The sequence below is a fragment of the Moorena sp. SIO2C4 genome, assembly GCF_010672485.1.
GTDB lineage: Bacteria > Cyanobacteriota > Cyanobacteriia > Cyanobacteriales > Coleofasciculaceae > Moorena > Moorena producens.
Genome location: NZ_JAAHGN010000830.1, coordinates 1 through 3452, shown reverse-complemented (window position 1 = coordinate 3452; position 3452 = coordinate 1). Strand labels below are relative to the sequence as shown.

Annotated in this window: 3 protein-coding genes; all 3 read right to left on the bottom strand. The window is 37.5% G+C overall.

The window, feature by feature from the left end; all coding sequences use genetic code 11:
* Nucleotides 1-1033 (bottom strand): glycosyltransferase family protein (locus F6K20_RS29865; RefSeq protein ID WP_287297116.1); only part of this gene is annotated, 1033 nt, incomplete at its 3' end.
* A 146-nt stretch (nucleotides 1034-1179) separates the two neighbouring features.
* A complete protein-coding gene (locus F6K20_RS29860; protein ID WP_287297114.1) occupies nucleotides 1180-2298 on the bottom strand; it encodes a glycosyltransferase family 4 protein in 1119 nt (372 codons plus the stop codon).
* Between the two features lie 266 nt (nucleotides 2299-2564).
* Nucleotides 2565-3113, bottom strand: coding sequence for a hypothetical protein (locus tag F6K20_RS29855; RefSeq protein ID WP_008188075.1), 549 nt, complete (start codon nucleotides 3111-3113; stop codon nucleotides 2565-2567).
* Between the last annotated feature and the right edge of the window lie 339 nt (nucleotides 3114-3452).

The following is a 3452-nucleotide window of genomic DNA, read 5'->3' as shown; positions in this document are numbered from 1 at the left end:
TCAAAGGAACAAGTGAGATTGAAGCTACCCATTGTCTTGGTAGAATCCAATAGTCACTCCGAAAAGAGACATAAGATAAAAATATAGATATTCCCAAGGCTATAATTATTAACAAAACCGGACTGATCAGGTCTTTAAGATAAACTTTCCTAAGTTTTGGGTAAACTATAATAATCGAGAAAATCACGAAAATAATAATCAGCAATGGGTCTAAAAATTTTTCTAAGAATTCAAAATGACTCAAGTCCATAAAAGTGATGATTAAATCATCCTTTTTTACCCAATGAAAAGGATCAAATGTAAATTCTGGACGCCCTCGTAACCAAGTTGATAAGCCTAAAGTAAAATAGACTATTGTGCCCAGGACAGAAAGAGGAATATTAGTATGTTTAAGAACAGAGTTAATTGAAATTTTTTCGCCCGTTTGAATCAATTTTTGCAAGTATGTAAATACAATAATTGCCAACCAATAAACAGAAAAATAAGGATGGAATAGTACCCCCATTAAAATAGAAAATAATCCAAAAAATGTAAAAATAGCACGGGTTCTTTGGGGCAAAGGGGTACTGTAATAGGCTAAGGTACAAACGGTAGCAGTTACTAAAGGCATATAAGGCCGGGCTTCACCCACAAAATACATTAGCTGAGTTTGAGAAAAAAGAGCAAGAATACCAATCACTTGCCAGAAAAAGGGCATGCCCCAAAGACGGAAAAGATAAATTGCTGCTAAAAACAAGACCAAACCAGAGAAAATACTGGGAAATCTTAGCCAAAAGATGTTAGCACCAAAGAGCTGCATCAACCAGTGGTCAATAAGCATATAAATGCCTGTTTGTCCATGATTAATCGTTAGAATAGACTGACTGATAGCGTTCCAAGCTTCAGCCGTTGTGTCATAGCTACCGAAAGCAAAATGTAAAAACTCATCAATCCAAATTTGCCGACCAAAAGATGAGTTTAATGCTACACAAAACAGACATAGTAGTAACAAGCAAATATTAGAAACATGGTAATTGATTAATTTATTTTTCATCACCCTCAATAACCATTGATAAAAACACCATTAACTAAAACGGTAATAATATGAATATGTTAAAAGGTTAGCACCAAAAATGTTTTATTTTGTAATAAAAATTTACCTATAATAGCCAGATTTTTAAAGCTTATCTCCGGGATTCATCAGCTAATTGACCGATAGCCATCCAAAGTCAGTTGAGCAGTCTTTTCCCATGTGAAAAGCTTAGCACGTTGCCGTCCTTTCTCAATCATAGATGCCCGATGTTCTGAGTCTTCTACAACTATCTCCATAGCGTTAACTAGTCCATCCACAGAATCTGGCTCAAATAAACTAGCTGCATCTCCTACCACCTCAGGCAAGGAAGAGGTTAAGCAGCAGATAACTGGACATTGGCATTCCATTGCCTCTAGGGGCGGTAAACCAAATCCTTCATAGCGGCTAGTATAAATTAGGGCTTGGGCATTACGATATAGGGTTTTGAGTAGGGCATCATCACCCCTAAGATAGATAAAATTTTGCCGCATATTATGCTCTTCCATAACCCTTAATTCGGATTCCAAAAAATCACAGGAACCCCCAAAACAGACTAATTTTAAATTATCCCGTAATTTAGGACTAGCAGCAAACGCTTTGAGGACTATTTCAAAATTTTTATATTTTGAACGAGTTCCCACATAAAGGAAGTAAGGCTGACTAAGGCAATCCTTTGGTAATTCAAATTCTTTAGCGTCTTGAATTCGACTTGCCCAATAGGTTACTTTAGTTTTTTGCGGATTAACTCCCAATAATTCTACTAAATCATTTCGGCTATTTTCGGAAGCTACAAAAATTAAATCGGCTTGTTCAACTAGCTGTTGCTTATTTTTAATTAATGGCTGAAACTTAGCTTGTCCTGATAAAAATTTTTCCGGAATCATATCATGGATTGTTATTACAAGTTTCTTAGGTTTAACAATCTCCACTAAGTCAGCATCATAGTAGGTAGGATGATAGATATCATATTGTCTACCAAATCTACGGACAAACCATTGAAAGGATAGTTTATTGATAGTGTCATTAATAGCCTTACCTGTTGGAAAGGGAAATTTTGGTATCACCCCATATCCGGTGAGTTGAGCGCGATACTCTGAGATATCGTACCCATCGGTCTTGATGCCACGATGCCAATGAATTGAGCAGTCAGAGTTTGGCGATAACTCTCGGATTAATTCAATAAAAATTCGGGATATACCACCAAATTTCTGGATGGCAAACATTTGATGGTCGTAGAGAATATCCATGGTGACTTTTAACTTCTTAACAGACTACCTTAGGGGAAGGCAAGAGGCAATAGGCATGCTAGCAATAGGCATGCTAGCAATAGGCATGCTAGCAATAGGGAAAGGCAAGAGTTGCGTAGGGTGTGTTAGGGACGGGCTCGCCTTTATTTTCAGCTCTAACGCCAGGGTTGGCACAGCCCGTCCCGTAACGCACCACCGGGTATATATACTAATCCTTCTGTTGATGCACCCGTAAATCAAGGACAGGTTTTATAATTTCCAAAGTTTTATTGTTGAATAGGTTCAAAAATTATATTGTAAGTATGATGCCCGTCGGGGTATCTCAGCCTTCCTGTTGCTATTTTAGCATTTTGACATTGCCCCTTACCCACTAATTTTGTGCCTGAAACATCATACCAATCTAAATCCCATGTATCGTTTTTATTATAGTTGATTTGAAATCTTACAGGGTTGGGAAACTTATGAGTATATTTACCACTTGTTACTGATATTTGTTCTAGGTTCTTGTTTCCAGGATATGGATGGTCAAGAAGATACACTATACCTGTTACCAATGTATCGTTATCTCTTTCTATTATCTCTAGATTTTCGACTTCTCCAAACTCTAGATGTTTAAGGTCTGTCCGATTATATTTTGCTTCAATTCTTTGATTATTCTTGAATAACGATTTGCAATGCCCTTTTGGACAATTTTGGTTGATGATTGGAATCAAGCATCTAATTTCTGGTGTAACAATAGCGACGACAATACCAACAGCGGAAATAATCAACCCTATTGCAGTAGTTGTTTTTTCCCAATTCCATTGATTTAGCATAATTTTATTGAATGTACCTCATAATTATGGTATATAATATATTTCCAGTTTACTAATGATCATCTCCGAAATCAAATAAAAAAGATAGAGCACAGTAACCTTTTGGGGTGCATCTCCTAAAAGCTGTTTGACCCGGTGGTGCGTTACGGGGCGGGCTGTGCCAACCCTGGCGTTAGAGGCTGAAAATGAGAACCCCCCCTAACGCACCCTACTGGACTGACACAGCTAATTTGGTGCATTAGAATCTGCCATCTCTTCCTCTTCAAACACTGGATAAAGATGTTTAAGTTTGACTCTGGCATCCGGGGTTGAAAAATGCCAAATTACTTGACTGGCTGT